Source organism: Paenochrobactrum glaciei (assembly GCF_039522165.1).
Taxonomy (GTDB): Bacteria; Pseudomonadota; Alphaproteobacteria; order Rhizobiales; family Rhizobiaceae; genus Paenochrobactrum; species Paenochrobactrum glaciei.
This window is the reverse complement of sequence record NZ_BAAADE010000005.1, coordinates 146,833-167,759: the sequence shown is the minus strand read 5'-3', so window position 1 is coordinate 167,759 and position 20,927 is coordinate 146,833. Positions and strand designations below refer to the sequence as shown.

Here is a 20,927-nt window from a genome sequence, read left to right as displayed (position 1 = left end):
TTACCGCCGAACAATCAACCAATCTCGCAACTGATCAATCACTCTTAAGGACGAAGCTTCCTGCCGCTAGCAGCGCCGCCGCCCTCGTTGTTCGCCTTATAGGGCAACCAATCTAAAACTGTCAACGACAATCTAACAAAAAATCAAAAATTCTTTTCAACAGGGAAAACTAACAAAATTAACCAAAACGAAACCAAAAAACAGAACCAAGAAAGGAATCGAAACGACGGTGATTTCAGGGCTAATTTCTACACTTTATATATAGGGGACAAATTTCAGCCTTCAAGAGCGGCCATTTCAAGCTTTCCTTGCTTGGTTCATGTTTTTTCACTACGGGTGAAAGGTGATTTCAATCCGAGACCCATACTATGTTGCGACGCCTTTATGACTGGACCATCTCTCTTGCTGCCAAAAAATCAGCCGAATACTGGCTGGCCATCATCGCTTTTGTTGAAAGCTCCGTCTTTTTGATTCCTGCCGATGTGCTTTTTCTTCCTATGGCACTGGCAAAACCGAATAAAACCTGGCGTTATGCGTTCATCGCAACAGTTGCTTCCGTGCTTGGCGGGATTGCCGGATGGTTTTTGGGCTATTACGCTTATGAAGCTGTCGCCAAACCAGTGCTCGAACTTTATGGCAAACTGGATTCGTTTGAACATTTGCGCGGCACCACCAGCGCCGATACGATTCTGCTGCTGCTGATTACATCGGGCCTTTCGCATTTGCCGCCGATCAAAGTGGTAACGATTCTGTCCGGCGCGGCAGGTGTGAATATCTGGCTCTTTATTGCATCTGCGATTGTAGCACGCGGCGCCCGTTTCTTTTTCCTCGCCTGGCTTTTAAAACGCTATGGTGAACCTATTCGTGATTTTATCGAAAAACGTCTTGGAATGCTGGCTGGCCTTGCTGCTGCCATATTGATCGCACTTTTCTTCGCGGTAAAATATTTCCACGCTTAAGAACAAGAGTATAAAAATGAGCCTCAGCCTTAAAGCACTCAATCATCCGGTGGATAAAATCCAGACCGCGACAGCCGCCATTTTGTTTATTGGTATGGCAGGCACGGTCGGAACCGCATTGGCATTTGAACATTGGGGCGGCTTCATGCCATGCAAATTGTGCCTTGAGCAGCGCACGCCTTATTATATTGGCATTCCACTGATGGCCGCTGCATTTCTTTTTGCCAAAGCAAAGTGGTCACCAGTTTTAACCCGCGTGCTGTTGCTGATTGGTGCATTGCTGATGAGCTATAGCTTGATGCTGGCGATTTATCACACCGGCGTGGAACTAAAATATTGGCCGGGGCCTGCAGATTGCAGCACCGCATCCATGTCGATCACCACCGAAGCAGGCAGCCTGCTTGGCAATATCAATAAGATCCGCCCGCCTGCATGTGATGAAGCTGCCGGACACTTCCTCGGCCTGTCATTTCCGGGCTGGAACATTCTGGCAAGCGTATTGTTTGCTGCTATCGGTTTCTTTGGCGCGTTTTCTACCCGCAAGGCTTGAATATAGACTACGGCTCCAGCTCGGCATCCCAATATAAAAAGTCGAGCCAGCTTTGATGCACATGATTGGGCGGAAATAACCGTCCATTCGTGTGCAATTGCTGCACACTCGGCTGATAGGGCTTCTGACGCGGCCACATTTTGGCAGCAGCCGGCATCAACCCGCCTTTTCTGAAATTACACGGCGAACAAGCCGCCACAATATTATCCCATGTGGTTTCACCACCATGGCAACGCGGAATAACATGATCAAATGTCAATTCATGCGATGAGCCACAATATTGGCACTCAAACCTATCGCGCAAAAATACATTAAAGCGGGTAAAAGCCGGATAACGCGGCGGCTTCACATAGGATTTCAGACAAATCACACTGGGTAGCCGCATGGAAAATGAAGGCGATGCCACTTCATGTTCATATTCAGCGACAATATTCACCCGATCAAGAAACACAGCCTTGATCGCATCCTGCCATGACCACAATGATAAAGGGTAATAACTGAGCGGCCTGTAATCCGCATTCAGCACCAATGCCGGCAAGCCGTTGGGAGAAACAGCTATAGTCAAGTAACACCTCCTACAGTTCTATCAAGCATTTCACCATCGTGCTAAATGAAGCGTGATGGGTTACAAAAACGCGCAGAAATAAAACGTAGAACGGCTCGCTAACTACCGACTAAATAGGAACCGCCCCAGCAGAAACCTGAAGTGATAATGTAAGGCCGGTGTTACAGAAATGTGAAGCAAAAAACGAAAAAGAGCTGCAATCACACACAGATATGTGGTCAAGTGATGTAAATCTCACATAACAGACATAACGGGTGCCGCTTCTTTGCCTCTTGAAGCCGCATAATAAGCCCAAAACAAGCGCGCTGCGATCCCGCGCCAAGGCGACCAGTCTTTAGCCAAAAGGCTCAACTCTTTTGCACTCGGCCGGCTGTCAAAACCAAACGCCCGCGCAACCGCCTCCTGCAAAGCCACATCTCCGGACGGAAAAATATCCACATGCCCTTCGGCAAAAAGCAAATAAACTTCTGCCGTCCAAGGGCCGATACCGTGAATGGCGGTGAGCTGAGCCATCGCATCATCCACCGGCATTGTGGTTAAGGACGGCAAATCCAGCTGTCCCTCAATCAGTGCAGCCGATAAATGCTGAAATGTCTTTTGCTTCGGACGCGATAATCCGGTCAGTTTCCAAACCTCTGCCCCCTGCTCCAGATAGTTTTCCGGTGTCAGCGGATTAATATGCTGTTTGAAGCGCGCCCAGATCGCCGCCGCACTGGCAATGGAAACCTGCTGACCAACAATGATCGACGCTAAGCTTTCAAAACCAGCCGGATTACGCCGTAATGGCAATTGCCCTGCATAATCACGAATAACTTGCAGCCGCGGGTCGAGCTGTAGCAAAGCTTCCAAGCCTGTCTCTACATCTTCAATCGTATCGATACGCAATTGCTCAAAACTCCGCTTATCATTGTAAGCCTTTATATAGCAGCGCCGAAACGGTGCATCACTTATATATAGGCATGCCATTTATTCCATAACGTCACAAATGATGTTCATCTATAATATATTGACGAAAGCCCGCCGAAACGCTTCAAGTGGATAAGACTTTTTATAAGTCACCTTTTAGCATTTACATCGGAGAGCCTGTCATGACCAATTATGTCGAGATTGAAAACCTGCGGGTTGCCCCTGCTCTGGCTGAATTCTTAGAAAAAGAAGCCATTGCCGGTACCAATGTGTCAGTAGAAGCTTTCTGGAAAGGCTTTTCGGCAATCGTTCATGATTTGGCGCCTAAAAACCGTAGCCTTTTGGCAAAGCGTGATGAAATGCAGGCACAGATCGATGCCTGGTATAAAGCCAATCGCGACAGAGCCTACACTCAGGCAGAATATCAGGACTTTCTGAAAGAGATCGGCTATCTGCTGCCGGAAGGCGAAGATTTCAAAGTTTCAACCAGCAATGTTGATCCGGAAATTGCTGAACTGGCCGGACCGCAGCTGGTTGTGCCGGTGATGAATGCCCGTTACGCGCTTAACGCCGCCAATGCCCGTTGGGGTTCGCTTTATGATGCGCTTTACGGCACCGATGCGATTTCGGAAGAGGATGGCGCAGAAAAATCCGGCGGCTATAATCCAAAGCGCGGCGCCAAGGTTATTGCATGGGCGAAAAACTTCCTCGACCAGAGCACCCCGCTTGCACAAGGCAAATGGGCGGATGTTACCGCTTTAAGCATTAAAGACGGCAAACTTGTTGTCACCACTGCTGCTGGTGAAACCGGCTTGGCAGATGCCAGCCAGTTTAAAGGCTATAATGGTGATGCTGCCAACCCGTCATCCGTGCTGGTTGCCAAAAATGGTATGCATGCAGATGTTATTATTAATGCAGACCATCCGATCGGTAAAACTGATCCGGCGCATATTGCTGATGTTGTGCTTGAATCAGCACTCAGTACCATTCAGGACTGTGAAGATTCCATTGCCGCAGTGGACGCTGAAGACAAAATCACCGTTTATCGCAACTGGCTCGGCCTGATGAACGGCAAGCTGGAAGAAAGCTTTGAAAAAGGTGGCAAGACAGTTACCCGCCGCCTCAATGCTGACCGCACTTACACGGCACCTGATGGTTCCGCGCTCACTTTGCCAGGCCGTTCCATGATGCTGGTGCGCAATGTTGGGCATCTGATGACCAATCCGGCCATTCTCGACAAAGACGGCAATGAAGTGCCGGAAGGCATTATGGATGCTGCTTTCACCGGCCTGATTGCGCTGCATGATGTCGGGCCAAATGGTCGTCACATGAACTCGCGCGCCGGGTCGGTTTATATTGTTAAGCCAAAAATGCACGGCCCTGAAGAAGTGGCTTTTGCCAGCGAACTTTTCACCCGCACTGAAGAAATGCTCGGCATGAAGCCGAATACGCTGAAAATGGGTGTGATGGATGAAGAACGCCGCACAACCATCAACCTGAAAGAGTGCATCCGCGCTGCCAAAGAACGTGTTGTTTTCATCAATACCGGTTTCCTTGATCGCACCGGCGATGAAATGCACACTTCAATGGAAGCAGGCCCGATGATCCGCAAGGGCGACATGAAGCAATCTGCATGGATTGCCGCTTATGAAGCTTCCAATGTGGATATCGGCTTGGCATGTGGTCTTTCCGGTCACGCGCAAATCGGTAAAGGCATGTGGGCCATGCCAGATCTGATGGCAGAAATGCTGGTGCAGAAAATCGGCCATCCGAAAGCTGGCGCCACCACCGCTTGGGTTCCTTCACCAACAGCTGCAACCCTTCACGCCACCCATTATCACACGGTTGATGTGGCGGCTGTGCAGGAAGAGTTGAAAAAGCGCCCGCGCGCCAAGCTGGAAGACATTCTTTCCGTGCCTGTTGCAACCCGTCCAAACTGGACACCGGAAGATATTCAGGCTGAAATCGACAATAATGCCCAAGGTATTTTGGGTTATGTCGTGCGCTGGGTCGATCAGGGCATTGGCTGCTCCAAAGTGCCGGACATCAACAATGTCGGCCTGATGGAAGACCGTGCAACCTTGCGTATTTCTGCGCAGCACATTGCCAACTGGCTGCACCATAATGTGGTGACCGAAGCACAAGTCATGGAAACCATGAAACGCATGGCGGCAATCGTCGATAAGCAGAACGCAAGCGATGCGCTTTATCGCCCGATGGCAGCCGATTTTGACAAGTCAATCGCGTTTCAGGCCGCTTGTGATCTGGTGTTCAAGGGTCGAGAACAGCCAAACGGCTATACTGAGCCTGTGCTCCATGCCCGCCGTCTGGAACTGAAAGCTGCCGGTTAATAAAACCCGCATTCTCTCATCTGAAAAGCCCGGAAACACTCGTTTCCGGGCTTTTGCTTTATGTGTTTGAAGCATATGCGCTTGCCGGTTACTTTTCTTCTCCGCTCATCGCTTCACCAGCATTTCTCGAGCACGCAAACCATTGACATAGTAACCAGTAATCACTAATTTAGAATTATTCTAAATTATAGGTTTGTCATGCTGTCACGTTTTTTTCGTTCTTCGCGCCGCTCATTTGCTTCCCTTTCCGAACAGGAAATTCTGGCACTCGCTATTTCATCTGAAGAAGATGATGCCCGTATCTATCTGGCTTATGCAGATGGATTGCGGGAAGAGTTTCCGCAGTCTGCGAAAATCTTCGAACAAATGGCAGAAGAAGAACATGGCCATCGTGACAGCCTGATCGAACAGCACCGCCGCCGTTTTGGTGATAATATTCCGCTTATTCGCCGTGAGCATGTCAGCGGCTATTATGACCGCAAACCGGATTGGCTGGTGCGCCCGCTCGGCATTGAAAAAGTGCGCGAAACAGCAGCACAAATGGAAGAGCAAGCTTATCGTTTCTATATTGAAGCTGCAAAAAATGTAACCGATGCCGGTACCCGCAAACTGCTTGGCGACCTTGCACAAGACGAGAAAAAGCACGAGCACCGCGCCATTGAGCTTGAAACGGAGTTCACCCCGCTTAGCGTTCAGGATGAAGAAAAAGCCTCCGAGCGTAAACAGCTGATTTTGACCTATATCCAGCCCGGTCTTGCCGGTTTGATGGATGGCTCGGTTTCAACCCTTGCGCCTATTTTTGCCGCCGCTTTTGCCACCCAAGATACATGGCAAACTTTCCTCATCGGCCTGTCTGCCTCTGTGGGTGCAGGTATTTCGATGGGCTTTACCGAAGCTGCCCATGATGATGGTAAATTGTCGGGTCGTGGTTCGCCGATCAAGCGCGGTCTTGCCAGCGGTATCATGACCACCATTGGTGGTCTTGGTCATGCGCTGCCATATCTGATCACTGATTTCTGGACAGCGACCTATCTCGCAATCTTCATCGTGTTCGTGGAATTGTGGGCGATTGCCTATATCCAGAAGCGCTTTATGGAAACACCATTCCTGCGAGCAGCTTTTCAGGTGGTTTTGGGCGGCGCACTTGTTTTCGCCGCCGGTGTGCTCATCGGTTCGGCCTGATTAGCTCATACAAGATTTAATCAGGCGGTTTTAGCCAAAATGTCAGGCGCAAACGGACGGATGACAATCTGTTCGTTTTGCGCAACGGTCAAAAAACTATTGGCGGGTACTGCAACCCAATTATCCGCCTCATCATCCAGTGGCTCGGACACCACACACATGCCCGACACATCCGACAGTGCTTTGGTATAAAGCGACGGCGCATAGATATCCGTTGCATAACGGATCGCATGCAGTTGGTTGCCATCTGAAAAAGCCGCTGTGAGACGCAAAAACGGCGGCACACCGGCCTTCTCCGCCTCCGCAACAATCAAAGCAACTGCCTGCTGCAAAGCAGCTAAAGGTTGCTGATCAAGCCCGAACTGCTGCATCAGCAGAAAAATCAGTTCCGAATCTGTCGTGCCATGCTTTTGCATATAAATATCATCTGACAGATGCGCCTCTAATCGGCGGCGCAAATGTTCAAAATGGCCGATCTGGCCATTATGCATAAAGCTCCAGCGTCCCGACACAAACGGATGGCAATTGGAACGGCTGGTCAAGCCACCGGTTGAAGCGCGCACATGGGCTAAAAACAACCGTGATCTGATTTGGCGGGAAATGCTTTTTAAATTCTGATCCGACCATGCCGGCAAAATATCCCGATAAAGGCCGGGCTCGGTGCGGTTGCCATACCACGCAACCCCGAAACCATCACCATTGGTGCGGGTTTTAGCCTGTGTTGCTTCATGACTTTGCACAATCAGCGAATGGCAAGGCGATGCAATAATATCTTCCAGATAGACTTCAGGTCCGAGATAAGCAGCCCAACGGCACATTGATTTGATCCAGATTAAATCATTTACATAAGATCATGCTTCGCGTGACACGCCAAGCCCCCATGTTTTCAGCCATGAGTTGCGGGAGCCATGATCTGCGCTCAGAATTTCCAGACAAAAATGGCAAAAATACTGTAAAATCAGGACACAAAAAATTTAACACGAAAAAAGTTCTGGGCTTTCTTCACCTCGCGCGTCTTTCTGATATAAGTTTAGCGCTATATACGTTATGAGCGACCTCAAGTTCATCTCCTTTGATGGAAAGGCCTCCCCCATGACCAATTCTACATCCGCCACAGCGTCTCAGCCGACGTTAAATATTATTCGCCTTGAGAGCGCCGTTGGCCTTGATCTGCCCAGCTATGAAACAAGCGGTTCTGCAGGTATGGATATTCGCGCAGCCGTGCCAACCGATCGTCAGATCGTTTTGCTGCCGGGTCGCCGCGCTTTGGTGCCAACCGGTCTCGTTTTCGAAATTCCGGAAGGCTATGAAGTACAGATCCGCCCGCGTTCGGGTCTTGCATTCAAGCACGGCATCACCTGTCTCAACACACCAGGCACTATTGATTCCGATTATCGCGGCGAAATTAAAATCCTGCTGATCAATCTCGGCGACGATGATTTCCGCATCGAACGCGGTATGCGCATTGCGCAGGCGGTTTTTGCACCTGTTATCCAACCAAAAATCGTTGAAACCACCACTATCAGCGAAACAGAGCGCGGTTCAAACGGCTTTGGCTCAACCGGCACTGCCTGATTAAAAACCAAAAAATACCGGCAAAAGGCATTATTTTCGCGCTTTTGCCGGTATATCTGCGTCTGAAATCAACATTAAATATATTTAAACTTACGTTCACAAAGACATTTTCATTAATAAAATCAAATCTTTAAACTGCACATCGTTATAGGTGTGCCAAAAACTCATATTTGCAACATATGCAGAACCCTTTAATAGCCATTATCTCTGCTATGAAGGTCTACAAGTATTTCATAAGGTTTTTTCCGCTCAATGAACGACCAGCCAGTTATCACCACATCAGGTGCCGCTAAAGCAGCACCTCAAAAACGTAAATCTGCCCGTAAAACCTCTTATATCAAGTGGTTACTGGTAGCCGCTGTGCTGGCAGGCGGTGCTGTCTGGTATTGGCAAAGTGCAGGCGCTTCCAACGGAGGGGCGACTGCGCAACTGACACAAAAGGTTGTGAGCGGCGACATTGAAAACGCCATCACCGCAGTTGGCACATTGAAAGCCTTACGCAGCGTTAATGTCGGCGCGCAAGTTTCCGGCCAGTTAAAATCGGTAAAAGTTGAAGTGGGCGATGAAGTCACCCAAGGTCAGCTTCTGGCTGAAATTGACCCCGCTCCCATTGAAAAGCGCGTTGAAATGAGCAGCGCTCAATTAGACAATCTGGAAGCACAGCTGGTCAGCCGTGAAGCGCTGGCAAAAATCAAAAAGCTCAATGCTGACCGTCAGCGTGCTTTATTATCCACCCGCGGTGTTTCGCAGGCAACGGTCGATCAAGCCGATGCCGATCTGGTAATTGCGCAAGCTGATGTCAAATCGCTGCGTGCACAGATCCGCCAGCAACAGGCACAAGTCGAGAGTGAAAAAGTCGATCTTGGCTATACAAAAATTTATAGCCCGATGAATGGCACCATCGTTGAGCAACCGTCTAAAGAAGGCGAAACACTCAATGCCGTCCAGAGCGCGCCAACTGTTGTCACCGTTGCTGATCTCACCATGCTGAGTGTGGAAGCACAGGTTTCAGAAGCCGATATCAGCCGCCTCAAAATCGGCATGGATGCTTATTTCACCCTGCTCGGCCAGCCGGGCAAACGCTATCAGGGCAAGTTGCGCCAGATCAAACCAACACCGGAAGTGCTCAACAATGTGGTGCTTTATTATGCACTTTTTGATGTACCCAACCCGGATGACGAATTAAAGATCAATATGAGTGCGCAAGTCTATTTCATTCAGGACAGCGCCAAAGATGCCGTTCTGGTGCCAACATCAGCGCTCAAAGAAAGCCCGCGCGGCAAAGACGGTAAAACTGGCCCGTCCACCACAGTCACCGTGATGACAGCCTCCGGCACAACACAAGAAAAGAGTGTCGAAATCGGCATCCGCAACCGTGTACAGGCGCAGGTTTTAAGCGGCCTCGAAGATGGTGACACTGTTGTCATCAGTAATGCGGCGGCTGATCAAGCCGGTGCAAACCGCAGAAATAATCGCAGACCAGGTATGTTCTAAGGAGCCGCCCGATGTCTGCTTTGATCAAACTCAACGATATTCGTAAATCCTTCCACAATGGCGATCTGTCTGTGGAAGTACTGCATGGCATTTCACTGGAAATTCAATCCGGTGAATTTGTTGCCATTATCGGCGCTTCCGGTTCCGGCAAGTCCACCTTGATGAATATTTTGGGCTGTCTGGACAATCCAAGCAGCGGCCAATATCTGCTCGACGGTGAAGATGTTGCTGATTTGGATGCCGATGAACTGGCCGGATTAAGACGACGCACATTTGGCTTTATTTTTCAGAATTACAATCTGATCCCAACGGCCAGCGCTCAGGAAAATGTCGAAGTTCCGGCGATCTATGCCGGTATGTCGCTGCATGAACGTCAGGCACGGGCAGAAGAGCTGCTGACCACCTTAAACCTCGCCGACAGGCTTGATCACCGCCCGAATCAATTATCCGGTGGCCAACAGCAACGTGTTTCTATTGCACGCGCTTTGATGAATGGTGGCCGGATAATTTTAGCCGATGAGCCGACAGGAGCTTTGGACAGTAAAAGCGGTGATGATGTGATGGTACTTTTGCGCGCCATGCATGCGCAAGGCCACACTATCATTGTAATCACCCACTCGCGGGAAGTGGCAGAGCAGGCTGATCGTCTGATTGAAATTAAAGACGGCCATATTCTTTCCGACACCAACAAAATCGAAATTGCTGACGTAAATACTGCCACTACCCTGCCCCAATCTTTCGGGCAGCATGACACAAAAAGCATGATCCGTCTCAATGACTTCACCGAATCGGTCAAAATGGCTTTGCGTGCGCTTCGCGCCAATTTGTTTCGCACCATTCTGACATTGCTTGGTATTTTTATTGGCGTCAGTTCAGTCGTTGCCATGCTGGCAATCGGCGGTGGCGCACAAAAATCCATCCTTGAGCAAATCAATGCGATGGGATCAGATTTATTGCTAATCCGGCCGGGCATGGCTAATTTTCGTGGCAGCGGCGGGATCGCAACCCTTATTCCTGAAGATGCGACCGCCATTGAGCAGTTGCCCAATGTAAAATCAGCGGTGCCGGAAACAAGTGCCAGTGTGACGCTGCGCTATGGCAATGTGGATTATCAGTCTGCCGTTACCGGCACGGTTCCCGCCTTCACCACATCCAAATCATGGAAAATGGAACAGGGTGATTTCATCAACAATCATGATCTGGATACTTATGCTCCGGTGATCGTACTTGGTTCAACCGTAGCCGACACACTTTTTACCAATGGTGAAAGCCCGCTTGGCAAATATGTGCTGGTGCAAAAAATTCCGTTTCAGGTCATTGGTGTTCTGGCAGAAAAAGGTGCAGGTTTTGGCGGCAATGACCAGGATGACATCGCGATAGTGCCACTGACAACCGGCAATTTACGGCTATTCGGCCAGCGCCATGTGCGCAATATCACTGTGCAGGTTGAAAATGACGCGCTGATTGATGCAACGCAAGATCAAATTCAAGCGCTCTTGAATGAACGTCACAAACGCGAAGACACAATGATTACCAATATGTCTTCTATCCGTGATGCTGTCACCGAAACATCCAACACGCTAACAATCTTCTTAGGTTCGATTGCCGCTATATCCTTGCTGGTCGGCGGCATTGGTGTGATGAATATCATGCTGGTGAGCGTGACTGAGCGCACCCGTGAAATCGGCGTACGTATGGCAACAGGTGCCAGACGCAGTGACATCCTGATGCAATTCATCACGGAAGCGCTGGTGGTTTCAAGCATTGGTGGTTTGTTGGGGGTGGTCTTTGGCTTAGGCGTTGCTGCCGCCGCAGAAGCGATGGGGCTGACCATTCAATATAGTCTTGCGCCGGTTATTTTGGCCTTTGGCTCGGCCTTCGCAACGGGTCTGATCTTTGGCTATCTGCCTGCGCGTAAAGCGTCGAGATTGCTGCCAGCTGTGGCACTATCCAGTGAATAGTGCCACAGGGCTTTGTTTTCATTAGCTGCGGCCGGTAAAACGGATCGGCACGGTAATCGGCATACGCGATTTAGCCATGGCTGCAGGCGGTGCCGGTACGGGTGAGGCACGCTGCACAGTCTGCAATGCCAACTGGTCAAGTTTAGCATCACCCGATGAACCTGAAACACGAGCCGACAGCACCTGTCCCGACGGATCAATCACAAAGCTGATATTGACGATGCCTTTGGCACCTGAGCCCATACCGCGTGACAAGAAACGACGCTGACGCTCCAAATGCGCCTGCAATTTGGAAACCCATTTATCTGAGCTGATGCCCGGATTGCCAGCCGACTGGCCATTACGGTTAGCGGCGATTTTCTTGCCGTCATTAGCAGCAACTGCCGGTGTTGCAGATTTTCTGGTTTCAGGCGCTTTTTCAGCCTTTTTAGGCTTTGGTTTTTCAACGCGCTTTTCAACCGGTTTTTCCTGCTTTTTCTCAACAGGTTTAGGACGCTCAACCGGCTTTTTAACCGGCAGAGGCACGGCCACTTCCGGTGTCGGTGCTTCCACCACATCCGGTATCACTTCTTCCGGTTCTGGTTCAGGCTCAGGTTCCGGCTCCGGCTCGGGTTCCGGTTCTGGCGCCACTTCCGGCTCGGGCTCCGGTTCTTGTTCCGGCTCTGCCTCAGCCACTTCCTGCGCACTTTCCGGCTGAATAGCTTCCGCTTCTTCTTCCGCTACAGGTGCTTCCGGTTCCGGCGCAAATTCAATCATGATCGCCGCTGGCGGCGTACCATCCATCACGTCCTCCGGCTGCATTGAATGCACCGCATAGGCTCCCGCCGCATGCGCACATAAAACAATAGCACCAGCACCAACCCAGCGCGCAGTATCCCACCAGCCTGAACGGGTATCGTCCATGGAAACGGGTCTGATCGGAGGATGTTCAGGCGGTAATTTCGGCATTAGTTATTCCCCGATCCGTTAAGAGCAGGAGCAGGTGTTTCACCTGTGGTTTCACTTGGGCCAGCTGTGTCAGGTGAACTGACAACTTCAAGCCCGACCAGCGCAATTTTCAAATAGCCGTTTTCACGCAGCAAATTCATCACGCGCATCAACTCGCCATAGCCAACGGCCTTATCAGCACGCAGGAAAATGCGGGTTTCTTTGTTATTTTCAGACAATCTGTCCAGAAAAATACCAAGGCTTTCGCGAACCACCGGTTCATTGCCAACATTCAGTGACAGATCGTCTTTTAAGGTCACATAAACCGGAAGATCTGGACGAGGCTGCACGGCTGCGTTGGAAGCAGGCAGATCCACATTCACATCCACGGTTGCCAAGGGTGCGGCAACCATGAAAATAATCAGCAGCACCAGCATCACGTCGATGAAAGGCGTAACGTTGATCTCGTGGTTCAGAGACAGATCGTCGTCTGCATCGCGTCTTCTACCAGACATCAGACTTACTCCGCAGCTGCTGCTGGCTTGGGCATCTGTGCACGACGTTTTGCCAAAGCAAAGTCAATGTCACGGCTGACCAGACGTTCAACACCAGCGCCGGCATCAGCCAGAACCTGACGGTAATTGGTAATCGAGCGGGCAAAGACGTTATAGATCACCACAGCAGGAATAGCCGCAACAAGGCCGATAGCTGTCGCAAGCAAGGCTTCCGCGATACCAGGTGCCACAACGGCAAGGTTGGTTGTCTGTGATTCCGAGATACTGATGAAGGAATTCATAATCCCCCAGACAGTACCAAACAGACCGACAAATGGCGCAACCGAACCAATGGTTGCCAATGCACCTGTGCCTTTGGACAGTCTGCGACCGGCAGCCGCTTCAATACGGGACAATCTTGAAGCAACGCGCTCTTTCAAACCTTCGGCACCGGCCAAAACAATAGCAGGGCTGCTTGCTTCAACCTCATCCTGCGCCGCATGTACTAAAATGGCAGCAGGGCTTTTTTCATTCGCCATAGCACGCGCAGCATCAGCCAGCGAGCCTGAATGACCAATGGTTTTCATAGCTTTTTTCAACTTACCTCGAGCCACGAAAAGTTCCAGCGACTTGGCAATCCAGATTGTCCAGGTCAGCAGTGAGGCAAGCGCCAACCCAATCATCACAGCCTTAACAATCACATCGGCAGCCATAAACATGCCAACAGGTGAAAGGTCATGCGGGAGAGTGTGATCACGCTCTTGTTCAGCATCTGCACCTGCTGATACAGGCTGGGCAACCGGTTCCTGTGCAGGTGTGGTTGCAGCAGGCGCTGGCTGTTGCGATGCCGGTTCGCTTGCGCTTGGCTGTGCAGGCGCTGATTGTGTTTCTGTTGGTTGCGCAGGCTGCGCTACAGGCTGGCTCGGTGTTTCAACCGGTGCCTGCGTTGGAGCAGTTTGCGCCGGAGCACTTGGAGCCGCAGATGCAGGCGTCTGTGTGCCGGAGCCTTGCGTTACAGAACCCTGTGTAGCAGAATTGGGTGCTACTGTTTCAGAATTACCGGATTGAACTGCGGGTGTTTCCTGCGCAATTGCCTGCCCGCCCATCAACGGAACAGTTGCAATACCGGCAGCTAACAATACAAAACCAAACTGCTGTATTGCGTTCTTCATGGTTACAGACACAGGAACCCTCATTCATCTTTGCTGATCACTAACAACTGCCTTCTGCCTTGCAAGCCGCCTATAAACATAACCACTCAGACAGAGAATGACCCTTAATAGCCCTTCATAACATGATTACGCAAGTCATGTTTTGAGATTTCACCCGAATTAAAGCTGTAAGAGCGGAACTTTTTCACCACTTCGTGCATTAACTACAAGAGCAATAAAACCTCTTATTTCTCATATAGTATATGTTGGCATTCTATCGCCGCATGGTAACAATAATTAGTTCATCATCTTATGGAGGCCAGAAATATGGCACGTGCAGCAGATAAGGTCACCCAGAAAATCGAAGAATTGACAGATGTCAGCACCGCTGACCTGCAAGAACAGATTGCGCAGCTCAAGCAAGATATTGCCAATATTGCAGCAACGATGTCCCAACTGGGGCAACAAAAAATCCGTGATGCTAAGCGCGATGTTTCACAAGCTTACGATGATGCTGTCCAGCATGGTGAAACAACCATGAGTGATTTGAAGTCTTGCGCACAAAATATTGAAGATCAGCTGCTGGAAACCGTCCGCGAACGTCCGATTGCTTCATTGGCGACAGCTGTCGGCGTGGGCTATCTGCTGGCAATTTTGCGTCGCTGATCATGCTGCGTTTATTATCGCCTCTTCTCTCATCCATTTTGAAACAAGAGTTTCATGAAGCCACGCAACAGGCCAAGCGTGGCGCCATTACCGGCGCTGTCATCGGCATTTTTGTGGTTGTCGGCTTTGTGTTTCTGCTGCTTGCAGGTTTCTTGTATCTGTCAACGCTTGTCAGCCAACTGGCCGCAGCGCTCATTATGGCGGGCAGTGCTTTTGTCGTGGCACTCATTGCCTGGCTGATCACCAAGAGCATCAATTCAGCACAGGAGCGTAAGCGCCGTGAACGCCTTGAAGCAGATAAATCTGCTTTTGTAGCAACCGCTGCCTTGGCAACAATTCCGGCCTTGCTAAAGCGTCCGATTTTAGCCGCAGCTCTGCCTTTAGCTGGCATGGCGCTCATATCACTGTTGAGTGATAAAAAACCGGATGACAAAGCATAATCATTGCATCAAAAAACGCCATGGCGGATAATTTCCGGCATGGTGTTGATGATAAACCTTATTCAGCCGGTTCCAATGAGGTGAATTTGATTTCCACCTGTGTACCGTTCTTCATAGCATCCGAATAATGCGGCTTACCACCATATTGCTGGCTTAATTGCTCAACCACCAGCGCACCAAGCCCTGAACACTTCTTCTGACCGTCCCAGCCCGTACCATCATCTTTGACCGTCAGACAAAATTTTCCATCTTCAGCCGGCTGAAAACTAATATGCACCTCGCCTTTGGCACGATTAATAAAAGCATGCTTCAGCGCATTGGTAACAAGTTCACCCAAAATAATACCGATTGTGGTCACATCTCGGGCATGAAAACTCTGCGATGAAAAATCAGTTTTAAAATCAACCTTATCATCGACATTGCTGGCTTCGCGAATATCCTGCACCACGGCATTGAGAAACTCATCAACACGCGCCGTTTCCAGATCCTTGCCCAGTCGTAAGCGACGATGCGCAATCGAAATTGTATGAATACGTGCGCGTGCCGAATTCAACGCATTGCGTGCATCTTCATTGCCAACCTCTCGCAATTGCAAGCTTAACAAAGATGAAACTTGCGCCAATGAATTACCAATGCGATGGCTGCTATCTTGCAAAAGCACCTCGACACGGTGGCGTTCCCGCTCGGCGATTTCCCGCTCCTGCTGCAATTCAGCCGTGCGCTGCATCACCTTCTGCTCCAGCTCTTCATTTTCCGAGCGCAGCACAATATGTCCTTCATTGAGGCGGCGCACCGAACGCTGTAAACGACTGAATAAGAGCACCACCAGCAGCGCCGCTGACAACAGTGCCAGCATAGATGTCACCGTTAACAGCTTGCGCGTATCATCAATACGCTTGTTACGCTCGGCGAGCTGCACACTTTCATCGCTGAGAAAACGTGAAACCACTTTATCGAGCTGCCCAAGAAAAATAGCAACTTCATCGTGGCGCACCCTGTCCAGCGCTGCATCCAGCCGATTATCCTTTGCCAGATCAATCGTATAACGCACATCTTCATCAACGCGCTGGACAAAATCACGGATTTCCGCCACGCGTGCTTGTTTTTGTTCATCCGTTTTGATGATGGATGAAATAACATTCAATGTTTCATCCAGTGAATGGAGTGAGGAACGATATGAGTCGAGATATGGCTCTTCGAGCGTCAGCAAATAGCCTTTTCGGCTGGCCTCCATATTGAAAGCCAAATGGCTGAGCATATCCACCTGCTGCGACAGCTCATAACTATGTTTGATATCATCAATCTGGCGGGTGACCCCAATCGTCAGATAAACAGTGCTGGTGGCAGAGATCAACACCAGTGCAAGCGAAATGCCAACCGCAGCAACCCGCCATTTTCTTTTAATCTGTTGATGTATATCCGCCGATAATACTGAGGTCACAATCCACGCCGAATAATAAAATTTCACTCTTCATGCACAAGAACCCACTTACAAAACTTTATCAAGCAGTAAAATTTTAAATTCTATATGGACTTGCAGATAAACTCATAACTTCAGATATTTAATCTGTTTATGCAAAACTCTTCATAGTGACTTGCGCCGATACTGCATCAGGACCGTAATCAGCCTGACCTTCCACATCAAGTAATTCTTGCAAACGCATTCTGGCACGCGAAACACGACTTTTCACAGTACCCACTGCACACTCACAAATAGCTGCTGCTTCTTCATAAGAAAAACCGGAAGCGCCGATCAGAATGATCGCTTCACGCTGATCATCCGGCAAGAGATTAAGGGCTTTACGGAAATCTTTCATATCCATCGAGCCATATTGCTCGGCATGAACTGCAAGTTTGTCGCTGAATACGCCGTCGGTGTCTTGCACCTCACGACCGCGCTTGCGCATCTGGCTATAAAACTCATTGCGAAGAATGGTAAAAAGCCAGGCTTTAATATTGGTGCCGGTTTCAAAACTATCCTGCTTTGCCCAGGCTTTTAACACCGTATCCTGCACCAAATCATCTGCTTTATCAGCCTGCCCTATCAATGAAATTGCAAAGGCACGCAAATTGGGTAGCGCTGCCAGTAGGTCTCTTTTGAAAACCGATGCGCTATCACTCATGGATTAACTGCCTCCGATATTGTGATTTTCACTCTGCTGCTTATGTTCGGCAGCATCGAGTTTTTCCAACAAGTCCAGAAATCTGTCCGGAATGGCCTCATCCTGAATAGAGGCATAGAGCGCACGCAATTTGGTGCCAACTTCACAATTGGGGCCTAATTCTTCTGCCGCGCTTATCCGCGTTCCATTTGCTGTACTATCCATGACCTGACTTTTTTTAATTATGGACATTAGCTCTACAATTCCGTGTTACCTTAGAGTTGGGCAAAAATTAAAAAAGCCGCAACATAAAACCTAAATGCATTAATAACTTTATCGTTCCCTTCGAAACATATTTTTAATGCACACCGGACGCAATGATGCCAATAATACAAATCTAAATGGCTTTTGAGGAGTCTGATAATGTCACTTTCTACACGAATAGCACCTCATCTTCCATATTTGCGTCGTTTTTCGCGCGCCCTCACCGGCTCGCAAACGGCAGGGGATGCGTATGTGGCTTCCGCTCTGGAAGTTCTCATTGCCGATGTTTCACTCTTTCCGGAGACATCGACAGACCGTATTGGTCTTTACCGTTTATTCAGCCAGCTTTTTGAGCAGACCGACATTCAAATCAACGAACCATCATCCGATCAGCCCTGGGAACAGCGGGCTGCCGCCAATCTGAAATCTGTTGCGCCACGTCCGCGCATGGCTTTTTTGCTGGTAAGTGTTGAAGGCTTCAGCGAAAAAGAAGCCGCTGAAATCCTCAATATTGACGAGCCGGAACTGGGTAGTTTGCTAAAACAAGCCTCCGAAGAGATTTCCCGCCAAGTGGCAACACGCCTGATGATTATTGAAGATGAACCTTTCATCGCCATGGATCTGGAACAACTCGTGCAAAGCCTTGGCCATGAAGTGGTGGGCATTGCCAGAACACGCGCAGAAGCGGTTGATCTTTATGAGCGTGAAAAACCGGCCATGGTGCTAGCTGATATTCAATTGGCAGATGGCAGTTCAGGCATTGATGCGGTTAATGATATTTTCAAAAACGATATCATTCCGGTGATCTTCATTACCGCTTTTCCAGAACGCCTACTGACCGGCGACCGTCCGGAACCGACTTTCCTTGTCAGCAAACCATTCAATCCTGATATGGTGCGCGCTCTTATCAGTCAGGCATTATTCTTTAACGCACAAAATCTTGCCGACGCTTAAAATCACACCATATGCCGGCAAAAGCCGGCATATGGTTGGACTTTACCCTTTATAGTCAGTGATTTTATTTAACCACTACGGAACCAATGTCTTTTTGCTGCGTTTTACATCCAGTCACATTGATGGAGAATAAGACAAGAAAGGACGTCACTATGTTATACTACACGCTGATTTTTCTCGTGGTAGCACTTGTGGCCGGTGCGCTTGGTTTTGGCGGCATTGCCGGTGCTTCTGCTGGTATTGCGCAAATTTTATTCTTTGTTTTCCTTGCTCTTCTGGTGTTGTCGTTAATTGCCGGCATCATCCGTAAGGTCTAACAACAGTTCAAAAACTAGCATATTTGCCCTCTTACCGGAGCAGATAGTTCTCTTTCATCAAGGCAGTGCAATGAGAGCAAACAATTTCAGCTCAACAGCAAACACAAATGAAATGGCTGCACTTATGAAAGAGGGGGGCACAAGTGAAAGCAATCAGCTTATACAGATAAAAGTATCAGAATTCTCGCGCTTGCGCTCGCTGACACGCTCCATGCGCAATGCGAGGGTCTGTATTCTCTATCAATCTGCCAATCTTGAATATACATGGTCGGAAAATCTGCCACCCATGTGGCAGGATAAATGGTTCAAAGGCTGCACAGATGATGCGCTGATGAACGAGACCTCTGCTGCGAAACTCAACGCCAGCCGCGAGGAAGCCATCAGGAGCGGAATACCACAAATGGTTGAAATCAATATTCTGACTGGCAATTCTTCCCGATGGTATGAATTTTACAGTGATTGCGACTATCACGACGACGGTGCGCTGGCCGGTATTCTCACAACGATGGTTGATATCAGCGAGTTGAAACGACGCGAGCAAATCCTCAAAGCTTTGTTGCGGGAGGTCAGTCACCGCTCTAAAAATCTGCTCTCAATCATTCAAAGTGTAGCCGCACAAACTGCCCGTTTTACCGATACGATTGACGGTTTTTTGGGCAAATTTCGCGGCCGTATCCAATCGCTGTCACAATCGCAGGATCTGGTCACTGATTCCAATTGGCATGGCGCTCTGTTTCGCGATCTCGTACGCTCGCAACTGGAAAAATATACCGATATCAACGATACACGCCTGAAAGTAACCGGCGAAAATCCTTATCTTTTTCCCGGTGCGGCACTTCATCTGGGGCTAGCGCTCCACGAGCTGATCGTTAATGCCACTTCTTTTGGCGGCCTCAACCCGCAATCAAAAAACCATGTCGTCATCAACATAAGAGCCAGCGAAACAAACGATGGCGAAGATCAGCTGGTCTTTGAATGGCACGAGACCGATTTTTACAATATTCCAATTGATGAAAGCTCGCCGCCGCGTTTTGGCTCGGCGGTTTTGCAACGCATCATTCCATCCGTTGTGGATGGCGAGGCCGAATATTTAAAAGACGAAAACGGTGTCACCTACCGCTTGACCATCGCCAAAGAACATTATGATCTTTGAAATAAAAACCCGTCCGCTTGATGTTCAAGCAGACGCGGCGATTTAAAATCAATGAGAAATGCTATTTCTTGATCTTGCGGCAGTAAAGCTCAAGCCGGTGATGCACAATTTCATAGCCGAGCTCGCGGGCAATTTCTTCCTGCAAGCGTTCGATCTTCTCCGAATGGAACTCAACCACATCGCCTGATTCCATATCGATAATATGATCATGGTGGTCAGAGCCCGCATGTTCAAAGCGTGACGGCCCGCCGTTAAAGGCATGGCGATGGATAGCCCCCTGCTCTTCCAGCAGCTTCATGGTGCGATAGACAGTAGATAAAGAAATGCTGTTATCAATCTCCACAGCGCGTCTGAAAATTTCCAGCGCATCCGGATGATCTTCCGAATCAGAAAGGATATTCAGAATAATGCGTCGTTGACGCGTGATTCTAACGCCCGCCTGCCGAAGCTGCTGTTCGTAATCGTTTGATGTGGTCATTGTGTTCATAGCCGGATTATGCACCGACACGCCGCTTGTTGCAAATATGGCGAAGGGAATATCAAGCGGATTATTTTATACAATCTTTAAAATGCGAAAAGCCGCACAAAATCTTGTGACGAAAACTCATGATATAATTTTAAGGAAGAAAAAATGGTACGCCCAAGGGGAATCGAACCCCTGTTTCCGCCGTGAAAGGGCGGCGTCCTAACCGCTAGACGATGGGCGCACGCGCATCTTACGATGCTTGTGAGTAAAGTGAGGCGCTTCGTTTGAGAGGCAATCACTTGACTGTGACGCCGATATAATCGGCTTATTTTCAAAGCGCAACTGCTTTGAAAAAAATAATCGGAAAAAAATGCATTTTCTTCCGATTATTTTGATTTCTTTGAGTTTTTACACAGGCAAGAGCCGGAAAAAATGTATTTTCAGCCCTTC

The 20,927-nt window shown here is 49.2% G+C and carries 22 protein-coding genes and 1 tRNA gene; 12 read left to right on the top strand and 11 right to left on the bottom strand.

Annotated elements, in window-relative coordinates:
* Positions 1-368 precede the first annotated feature (368 nt).
* Entirely contained in the window at positions 369-959 is a 591-nt protein-coding gene (locus ABDZ76_RS13255; RefSeq protein ID WP_343806258.1) for a YqaA family protein, read from the top strand.
* 16 nt (positions 960-975) lie between these two features.
* A complete protein-coding gene (locus ABDZ76_RS13250) occupies positions 976-1,509 on the top strand; it encodes a disulfide bond formation protein B (RefSeq protein ID WP_343806256.1) in 534 nt (177 codons plus the stop codon).
* Between the two features lie 7 nt (positions 1,510-1,516).
* On the opposite strand, the gene ABDZ76_RS13245 is transcribed toward ABDZ76_RS13250, so the two are convergent.
* Positions 1,517-2,074 (bottom strand): HNH endonuclease, encoded by a 558-nt coding sequence (locus ABDZ76_RS13245; protein WP_184222413.1) that lies wholly within the window; start codon positions 2,072-2,074, stop codon positions 1,517-1,519.
* A 234-nt stretch (positions 2,075-2,308) separates the two neighbouring features.
* Positions 2,309-2,959 (bottom strand): DNA-3-methyladenine glycosylase family protein, encoded by a 651-nt coding sequence (locus tag ABDZ76_RS13240; protein ID WP_343806253.1) that lies wholly within the window; start codon positions 2,957-2,959, stop codon positions 2,309-2,311.
* 203 nt (positions 2,960-3,162) lie between these two features.
* Here ABDZ76_RS13240 and ABDZ76_RS13235 point away from each other — a divergent pair, with 203 nt between their 5' ends.
* Complete coding sequence (locus tag ABDZ76_RS13235; RefSeq protein ID WP_343806251.1) at positions 3,163-5,331, top strand: malate synthase G; 2,169 nt, start codon at positions 3,163-3,165, stop codon at positions 5,329-5,331.
* 198 nt (positions 5,332-5,529) lie between these two features.
* Positions 5,530-6,513 (top strand): iron exporter MbfA, encoded by a 984-nt coding sequence (gene mbfA / locus ABDZ76_RS13230; RefSeq protein ID WP_343806249.1) that lies wholly within the window; start codon positions 5,530-5,532, stop codon positions 6,511-6,513.
* A 20-nt stretch (positions 6,514-6,533) separates the two neighbouring features.
* On the opposite strand, the gene ABDZ76_RS13225 is transcribed toward mbfA, so the two are convergent.
* On the bottom strand, positions 6,534-7,331 hold the full coding sequence (locus ABDZ76_RS13225) for a class II glutamine amidotransferase (protein WP_343806247.1): 798 nt from the start codon (positions 7,329-7,331) through the stop codon (positions 6,534-6,536).
* Between the two features lie 274 nt (positions 7,332-7,605).
* On the opposite strand from ABDZ76_RS13225, the gene dut reads away from it, so the two are divergent.
* From dut to ABDZ76_RS13210, 3 genes are all read left to right on the top strand, one after another.
* Positions 7,606-8,088: a dUTP diphosphatase gene (gene dut / locus ABDZ76_RS13220; RefSeq protein ID WP_343806245.1), complete on the top strand. Its 483-nt coding sequence runs from the start codon at positions 7,606-7,608 to the stop codon at positions 8,086-8,088.
* Between the two features lie 252 nt (positions 8,089-8,340).
* Positions 8,341-9,582, top strand: coding sequence for an efflux RND transporter periplasmic adaptor subunit (locus tag ABDZ76_RS13215; RefSeq protein ID WP_343806243.1), 1,242 nt, complete (start codon positions 8,341-8,343; stop codon positions 9,580-9,582).
* An 11-nt stretch (positions 9,583-9,593) separates the two neighbouring features.
* Positions 9,594-11,543, top strand: a complete 1,950-nt coding sequence (locus ABDZ76_RS13210; protein WP_343806241.1) for a MacB family efflux pump subunit — start codon at positions 9,594-9,596, stop codon at positions 11,541-11,543.
* Positions 11,544-11,564: 21 nt separating this feature from the next.
* Here the strand turns inward: ABDZ76_RS13210 and ABDZ76_RS13205 are convergent, their stop codons facing one another.
* The 3 genes from ABDZ76_RS13205 to exbB are packed head-to-tail and all read right to left on the bottom strand — an operon-like array spanning position 11,565 to position 14,160.
* The gene (locus tag ABDZ76_RS13205) at positions 11,565-12,491 is read right to left on the bottom strand and encodes an energy transducer TonB family protein (RefSeq protein ID WP_343806239.1); all 927 of its coding nucleotides are present in this window, start codon (positions 12,489-12,491) and stop codon (positions 11,565-11,567) included.
* Entirely contained in the window at positions 12,491-12,985 is a 495-nt protein-coding gene (gene exbD, locus ABDZ76_RS13200; protein ID WP_343806236.1) for a TonB system transport protein ExbD, read from the bottom strand. Before exbD ends, ABDZ76_RS13205 begins: the two co-directional genes overlap by 1 nt.
* A gap of 5 nt (positions 12,986-12,990) precedes the next feature.
* On the bottom strand, positions 12,991-14,160 hold the full coding sequence (gene exbB / locus ABDZ76_RS13195) for a tonB-system energizer ExbB (RefSeq protein WP_343806233.1): 1,170 nt from the start codon (positions 14,158-14,160) through the stop codon (positions 12,991-12,993).
* A gap of 282 nt (positions 14,161-14,442) precedes the next feature.
* Between exbB and ABDZ76_RS13190 the strand changes: the two genes are divergently transcribed.
* Together ABDZ76_RS13190 and ABDZ76_RS13185 are read left to right on the top strand one after the other, a co-directional pair.
* Complete coding sequence (locus ABDZ76_RS13190; RefSeq protein ID WP_343806231.1) at positions 14,443-14,781, top strand: ElaB/YgaM/YqjD family protein; 339 nt, start codon at positions 14,443-14,445, stop codon at positions 14,779-14,781.
* A 2-nt stretch (positions 14,782-14,783) separates the two neighbouring features.
* Positions 14,784-15,221, top strand: coding sequence for a phage holin family protein (locus ABDZ76_RS13185; RefSeq protein ID WP_343806229.1), 438 nt, complete (start codon positions 14,784-14,786; stop codon positions 15,219-15,221).
* A gap of 58 nt (positions 15,222-15,279) precedes the next feature.
* On the opposite strand, the gene ABDZ76_RS13180 is transcribed toward ABDZ76_RS13185, so the two are convergent.
* The 3 genes from ABDZ76_RS13180 to ABDZ76_RS13170 all read right to left on the bottom strand — a co-directional run bounded on the left by ABDZ76_RS13180 (position 15,280) and on the right by ABDZ76_RS13170 (position 17,548).
* Positions 15,280-16,662: a sensor histidine kinase gene (locus ABDZ76_RS13180; RefSeq protein WP_343806227.1), complete on the bottom strand. Its 1,383-nt coding sequence runs from the start codon at positions 16,660-16,662 to the stop codon at positions 15,280-15,282.
* Between the two features lie 130 nt (positions 16,663-16,792).
* Positions 16,793-17,344 carry an RNA polymerase sigma factor gene (locus ABDZ76_RS13175; RefSeq protein ID WP_343806225.1) on the bottom strand — a complete coding sequence of 184 codons (552 nt, stop codon included), beginning with the start codon at positions 17,342-17,344 and terminating at the stop codon, positions 16,793-16,795.
* Positions 17,345-17,347: 3 nt separating this feature from the next.
* The gene (locus tag ABDZ76_RS13170; RefSeq protein WP_343806223.1) at positions 17,348-17,548 is read right to left on the bottom strand and encodes a NepR family anti-sigma factor; all 201 of its coding nucleotides are present in this window, start codon (positions 17,546-17,548) and stop codon (positions 17,348-17,350) included.
* 198 nt (positions 17,549-17,746) lie between these two features.
* Here ABDZ76_RS13170 and ABDZ76_RS13165 point away from each other — a divergent pair, with 198 nt between their 5' ends.
* The 3 genes from ABDZ76_RS13165 (at position 17,747) to ABDZ76_RS13155 (ending at position 20,011) form a co-directional block, all read left to right on the top strand.
* Positions 17,747-18,541: a response regulator gene (locus tag ABDZ76_RS13165; RefSeq protein WP_343806220.1), complete on the top strand. Its 795-nt coding sequence runs from the start codon at positions 17,747-17,749 to the stop codon at positions 18,539-18,541.
* Positions 18,542-18,693: 152 nt separating this feature from the next.
* Entirely contained in the window at positions 18,694-18,858 is a 165-nt protein-coding gene (locus tag ABDZ76_RS13160; RefSeq protein WP_343806218.1) for a DUF1328 domain-containing protein, read from the top strand.
* A 211-nt stretch (positions 18,859-19,069) separates the two neighbouring features.
* A complete protein-coding gene (locus ABDZ76_RS13155) occupies positions 19,070-20,011 on the top strand; it encodes a sensor histidine kinase (protein ID WP_374844640.1) in 942 nt (313 codons plus the stop codon).
* 61 nt (positions 20,012-20,072) lie between these two features.
* Here the strand turns inward: ABDZ76_RS13155 and ABDZ76_RS13150 are convergent, their stop codons facing one another.
* Together ABDZ76_RS13150 and ABDZ76_RS13145 are read right to left on the bottom strand one after the other, a co-directional pair.
* Entirely contained in the window at positions 20,073-20,498 is a 426-nt protein-coding gene (locus ABDZ76_RS13150) for a Fur family transcriptional regulator (protein ID WP_343806214.1), read from the bottom strand.
* Between the two features lie 145 nt (positions 20,499-20,643).
* Positions 20,644-20,718 (bottom strand) — tRNA-Glu (locus tag ABDZ76_RS13145).
* Between the last annotated feature and the right edge of the window lie 209 nt (positions 20,719-20,927).